A 5,339-nucleotide genomic window follows, 5' to 3' on the forward strand; every position below is an offset into this window, starting at 1 on the left:
CAGGGCCCCGGGGCCGTCGGCCGCGCCGGTCGCCACGAGCGCGGCCAACCCGTTCGGCGTGGCCGCCGACCGGCCGCTCGAGGTGTGGATCTTCGACGGCGGCTTCGGCGACGCCTACGCCAAGGACATCCACCAGCCGCTCTTCGCGACGAAATATCCGAAGGCGGAGATCAAGCACAACTCCACCAAGGAGATCACCAAGGTCCTGCAGCCGCGCTTCGCCGGCGGCAACCCGCCCGACGTCATCGACAACTCCGGCGCGGGCGCCATGGACATGGGCGCGCTCGCCCAGGACGGCCAGCTCCAGGACCTCGGCCCGCTGCTCGACGCGCCGAGCTGGGACGACCCGAACACTAAGGTCAGGGACACCCTCGACCCCGCTGTAATCGACTTCGGCAGCTACGACGGCACGTTCAGCGTCCTGGGCTACGTCAACTACATCCACGGCGTCTGGTACTCGCAGAAGGCGTTCAGGGACAACGGCTGGACGGCGCCGAAGACGTGGGAGGAGTTCCTCGAGCTCTGCGAGACGATCAAGAAGTCCGGCAAGATGGCGCCGTTCACGTACGCGGGCAAGCATCCGCAGTACCTCTACGAGCCGCTGATGACCATGGCCGCGAAGATCGGCGGCAAGGAGGTGCTGGTCAACCTCGACAACCTGGAGGACGGCGCCTGGACGGCCGAGCCGATGAGGCAGTCGGCGGCGGCCTGGGCCGAGGTCGGCGCCAAGTTCCTGATGCAGGGCACGGCCGGGCTCGACCACGTGCAGACCCAGACCGCGCAGAACAAGTATCGGGTCGCCATGCTGCCCTCCGGCTCCTGGCTGGAGAACGAACAGAAAACGACTACACCAGCCGACTTCGAGTACGGCATGTTCCCGATCCCCGACTTCACCGCCTCCGACAAGATGCCGTACGGCACGCTGCACGCCCGCCCCGGCGAGACGTTCCTGGTCCCGTCGAAGGCGGCCAACCCGCGGGGCGGCATGGAGTACCTGCGCGCCATGCTGTCGAAGAAGGCGGCCGGCGAGTTCAGCGAGCTGGTGCGGACCGTGTCGGTGGTCAAGGGCGCGGGCGAGGGCAGCCCCCTGTCGCCGGGCGCCAAGAGCGCGACCGAGGCGCTGGCCGCCGCCGGGTCCAACACCGTCTACTTCCGCTGGCGCAACTGGTACGCCCAGCTCCACGACGAGGCCGTGGCCGCCACCGGCGAGCTGATGAGCGGCGGCCTCACGCCGGACAAGTACCTTGAGCGGCTGCAGAAGAAGGCCGACGAGATCAAGAACGACTCCTCGATCAAGAAGTACAAGCGCTGATGTTCACCCGGTACCGCCGCGGGCTGTTCATCACGTCGTTCCTGGCGGCCCCGGTGACCCTCTACGTGGTCTACGTGATCTCGCCGTACGCGCAGGCGTTCTACATCGCGATGACCGACTGGCGGGGTGTGACGGCGACGCCGGCCTTCATCGGGTTCGACAACTTCGCCCGGCTCTTCTCCGACCAGATCTTCTGGAAGGCGGTCACGCACAACGGGGCGCTCCTGGTGCTGCTGCCGCTGCTGACGATCGTCATCGCCCTGTTCTTCGCCTTTCTGCTCAACGTGGGCGGCGAAGGGCGGGGCGTGGCGGGGATCCGGGGCTCGCGGTTCTACCGGGTGGTGTTCTTCTTCCCGCAGGTGCTGGCCGTCGCCGTGGTGGCGGTGCTGTTCCAGCAGGTGTTCCGGCCCGACGGCAGCGGCATGCTGAACGGGCCGCTGATGGCGATGGGCCTGCGGCCGGTCGGGTTCCTGTCGGACCCGGGCGTCGCCTTCTGGTCGGTGCTGGGCGTCATGGTGTGGCAGGCGGTCGGCTTCTACGTGGTGCTGTTCTCGGCCGGGCTCGCCTCCATCCCGCGCGACATGTTCGAGGCGGCGCAGATCGACGGGGCAGGCCGGGCGAGCCTGTTCTTCCGCATCACGCTTCCGCTGCTGTGGGACACCGTCCAGGTCGCCTGGGTCTACCTGGGCATCCTGGCCCTGGACGTGTTCGCGATCGTGTGGGTGATGACGGACCAGCACGGCGGCCCCGACTTCTCCACCACGGTCATGGCGGCCGAGATCTACCGCAACGCCTTCTCCTACTTCCGCTTCGGGTACGCCTCCGCCCTCGGCGTCGTGATGTTCTTCTTCACCGTGGGCTTCGCGATCCTGTCGCTGCGCCTGACCCGTCGCGAGCGGATCGAGTACTGATGACGACGACGACTTCGGGGACCTCGGCGGTCGCGGCCTCGCGGAGCCTCACCCGCAGGGAGCGCAGGCGGCGGCTCGGCCCGCTGAGCGCCCTGTCGCACACCGCTCTGGTGGTGTGGACGGCGCTGACCGTGGTGCCGATCCTGTGGACGTTCCTGGCCTCGGTCAAGAGCGAGGACGAGATCTTCGGCGACGCGTGGTCGACGCCGGCCCGCCTGCGCTGGGAGAACTTCGCGCGGGCCTGGGAACAGGCGCACATCGGCCAGTACATGCTCAACAGCGTCATCGTCGTGTCGTTCGGCACACTCGGCACCATGCTGGCCGGCTCCATGGCCGCCTACGTGCTGGCCCGCTATCCCTTCCGCGGCAACCGGGCCGTCTACCTGCTGTTCGTCTCCGGGCTGGCGTTCCCCGTCTACCTGGCGCTGACGCCGCTGTTCTTCGTGGTGCAGAACCTGGGCAACGTCCCGCTGGCCGGGCCGTTCATCGGGCTCAACACGCACGCGGGGCTGGTGCTGGTCTACATCGCCTACTCGCTGCCGTTCACCGTGTTCTTCCTGGCGGCGTTCTTCCGCACGTTGCCCACGGCGGTCGCGGAGGCGGCGCTGGTGGACGGCGCCTCGCACACGCGCGTCTTCTTCCAGATCATGCTGCCCATGGCCAGGCCGGGCATCGTGAGCGTCGCCATCTTCAACGTCCTGGGCCAGTGGAACCAGTACCAGCTGCCGCTGGTGCTGCTGCAGGAGCGGGACAAGTGGGTGCTCACGCAGGGCATCGCCGACATCTCCACCGCCGCGGGCTACGACCAGGACTGGTCGGCCCTGTTCGCCGCGCTGACCCTGGCGATCCTGCCCATGCTGGTGGTCTACACGGTCTTCCAGCGCCAGATCCAGTCGGGACTCACGGCGGGAGCGCTCAAGTAGCCGGCCGCGACCTAGGCTCGCGGGTGTGATCGCCGACATCCGCGAGCTGCTCTCCTGCCACCTGCCGCGCTACGACGTGCGCTCCGTCGTCCCCGCGGGCCAGGGCGTCGACAACGTCGTGTACGAGGTCAACGGCGAGCTGATCGTCCGGTGCGCGAAGGAGGCCGCTCCGGAGGACACGGTGCGGGAGGTCGCGCTGAGGGAGGGCACGGTGCGGGAGGGCACGGTGCGGGAGGTCGCGCTGCTCGCCGCCGTCGCCGGATTCTCCACGCTGCCCGTGCCCGAGGTGGTCTTCAGCGACCCGGGCGCGGGCGTGATCGCCTACCACCGGCTCCCGGGCCGGCCGCTCAACCTGTGGCCGATGCCCCGTCCCGAGCGCCTGGCGGAGGCCCTGGGGACGTTCCTCAGCGCCCTGCACACGGCGTCACCCGAGCGGATGCGCGAGCTCGCCCCGCTCGACCTCCACCCCGAGGAGGACCTCCTCCGGGAGGCCGCAGACGGCTACCGGAGCGTGGCCGCCCGCCTGTCCGAGGCGCAGCGCCGCCTGGTCGAGCGCTTCCTGGCCGACGCGCCGCCCGCCGGAGCGCCCGCCGGAGCGTCGGCAGCGCGCTTCTGCCACAACGACCTGGGCGCGGAGCACCTCCTCGCGGATCCCGGCGCGGGCACGATCACCGGCGTCATCGACTGGACCGACGCCGCGCTGACCGACCCCGCCCGCGACTTCGCCAGGATCTACCGGGACCTCGGTCCCGAGGTGTTCGAGCTGACCGTGTCCGGCTACGACGGCCCCCTCGACGACGCGGGCCGCGCCCGCGTGCGCTTCCACGCCCGCTGCGCGCTCGTCGAGGACCTCGCCTACGGGTTCGGCCCCGGCCCGCGCCGCTACGCCGACGCCGCCCTCGCCCACCTCGACCACACCTTCGCCGAGCACCCCTGAAGCGGGCCCCTGAGCCGGGCCCCTGAGCCGGGCCCGCCTTGACGCCGCGATTGCCGCAGGTCAATAATCGATTCTAGAGGAACAACTCGACTATTGGAGAGGCGGTAGCCCTGGTGGTCCGACCCCCTCTGGTGGACACCCATGCCCACTTCGTCTTCGACGAGTACGTGGCCGCGGCCCGGCGTGCCGGGCACCTCGTGCCCGACCGGATGCCGGCCTGGCCGGAGTGGTCTGCCGCCGAGCACATCGCCCTCATGGACGAGGTCGGGGTGGCGCGCGCGGTGCTGTCGCTGTCGTCGCCCGGCGTCCGCTTCGGGCCCGCGAACGAGACGGCCGGCCTGGCGCGGCAGGTCAACGAGTTCGCCGCCGCCCAGGTGCGGGCGCACCCCAGCCGGTTCGGGTTCTTCGCCTCCCTGCCGCTGCCGGACGTCGACGCCGCGGTGGCCGAGGCGAAGTTCGCGCTCGACGCGCTCGGGGCCGAGGGGTTCTGCGTCATGTCCAACGCGGACGGCGTGTACCTGGGCGACGAGCGGTACGAGCGGCTGTGGGCGCTGCTCGACGAGCGGTGCGCGATCGTGTTCGTCCATCCGACCGCGCCGCCGGACGCCGAGCGGCTCAGCTTCGACCGGCCCTACCCGATGCTCGAGTTCGTCTTCGACGAGGCGCGCACGGTGACCGACCTGCTGTTCGCTGGAGTCCTGGGCCGGTTTCCGGAGATCCGGTTCGTGGTCTCCCACAGCGGCGGCGCGCTGCCCGTGCTGCTCGAACGGATCGACCTGTTCTTCAGCGGCCCGGAGCTCGGGGGCGACCCGGCCCGCGCGGGAACGATCCACGACCTGGTCGCCAGGCTGTGGTTCGACTGCGCCGGCACCCCGCTGCCCTTCGGGCTGCCCGCCCTGGCCAGGGTCGTGGGGCACGAGCGGCTGCTGTACGGGAGCGACTACTGCTTCACCCGGCCGTCCGAAGTCGCCCGCCAGATGGCGGCGCTCGCCGGCGACCCGTCCGAGCCCTCGTGGCTCGACCTCATGGCGGCCCACGCCGGCAGGCTGCTCGGCGACCCCCCGATGAGCCGGCAGGCTGCTGGGCGAGACCCGATGAAAGGTGACTGATGCCCGACTCGCCGTCCGCAGACCCGAAGGTCTGGTTCATCACCGGTTGTTCCTCCGGCCTCGGCCGGGCCGTCGCCGACGCCGCGCTGGCGACCGGCGACCTCGTCGTCGCCACCGCGCGCCGCGTGGGCGTGCTCGCCGGCTGGG

Annotated in this window: 5 protein-coding genes; all 5 read left to right on the plus strand. The window is 70.5% G+C overall.

Going from position 1 to position 5,339, the window contains the following annotated elements; all coding sequences use genetic code 11:
• Nucleotides 1–1,312 (plus strand): N-acetylglucosamine/diacetylchitobiose ABC transporter substrate-binding protein (gene ngcE, locus DQW85_RS28330; RefSeq protein ID WP_113702933.1); only part of this gene is annotated, 1,312 nt, incomplete at its 5' end.
• Nucleotides 1,312–2,223 carry a carbohydrate ABC transporter permease gene (locus DQW85_RS28335; RefSeq protein WP_240197483.1) on the plus strand — a complete coding sequence of 304 codons (912 nt, stop codon included), beginning with the start codon at nucleotides 1,312–1,314 and terminating at the stop codon, nucleotides 2,221–2,223. The genes ngcE and DQW85_RS28335, both read left to right, overlap by 1 nt.
• Entirely contained in the window at nucleotides 2,223–3,146 is a 924-nt protein-coding gene (locus tag DQW85_RS28340) for a carbohydrate ABC transporter permease (RefSeq protein ID WP_113702935.1), read from the plus strand. The genes DQW85_RS28335 and DQW85_RS28340 overlap by 1 nt, the downstream gene beginning before the upstream one ends.
• A gap of 25 nt (nucleotides 3,147–3,171) precedes the next feature.
• Entirely contained in the window at nucleotides 3,172–4,083 is a 912-nt protein-coding gene (locus tag DQW85_RS28345) for a phosphotransferase family protein (RefSeq protein WP_113702936.1), read from the plus strand.
• Between the two features lie 113 nt (nucleotides 4,084–4,196).
• Nucleotides 4,197–5,192: an amidohydrolase family protein gene (locus DQW85_RS28350; protein ID WP_113702937.1), complete on the plus strand. Its 996-nt coding sequence runs from the start codon at nucleotides 4,197–4,199 to the stop codon at nucleotides 5,190–5,192.
• The last annotated feature ends 147 nt before the right edge of the window (nucleotides 5,193–5,339 follow it).

This window comes from Nonomuraea lactucae (genome assembly GCF_003313395.1).
Classification (GTDB): Bacteria; Actinomycetota; Actinomycetes; order Streptosporangiales; family Streptosporangiaceae; genus Nonomuraea; species Nonomuraea lactucae.

What these genes read in the sequence shown, in the direction of transcription:
- DQW85_RS28335 (WP_240197483.1), top strand. Translation starts at nt 1,312, where the DNA reads ATGTTCACCCGGTACCGCCGCGGGCTGTTCATCACGTCGTTCCTGGCG.
- DQW85_RS28340 (WP_113702935.1), top strand. Translation starts at nt 2,223, where the DNA reads ATGACGACGACGACTTCGGGGACCTCGGCGGTCGCGGCCTCGCGGAGC.